Source organism: Pantoea sp. GbtcB22 (genome assembly GCF_019091025.1).
GTDB lineage: Bacteria > Pseudomonadota > Gammaproteobacteria > Enterobacterales > Enterobacteriaceae > Pantoea > Pantoea leporis.
Window position 1 is genome coordinate 1 of record NZ_JAGXKB010000303.1, and the last position, 264, is coordinate 264.

General features: G+C 44.3%; 1 protein-coding gene. It reads right to left on the reverse strand.

The window, feature by feature from the left end; all coding sequences use genetic code 11:
* Positions 1-264, reverse strand: a 264-nt coding sequence (locus KVT28_RS25355; RefSeq protein ID WP_217550952.1) for an Hsp20/alpha crystallin family protein, incomplete at both ends; no start/stop codon positions are given.

The following is a 264-nucleotide window of genomic DNA, read 5'->3' on the forward strand; positions in this document are numbered from 1 at the left end:
TTTGCGTCTTCGCGTTTCGGAAGCGTTATATTCAATTCACCATTTCGGTATTGCGCATCGATTCGATCCGCTTGAATATTGTGAGGAAGGGTAAAAGCGCGAAGGAACGATCCATAAGAACGTTCAACGCGATAGAAGTTTTCTTTTTTCGTTTCCTTATCGAAATTCCGTTCACCGCGAAGAAGAAGTCTATTCCCCTCAACACGAACATCCAGGGTATTGGGATCAATCCCTGGAAGATCTGCCTTGACGTGAATAGCATTC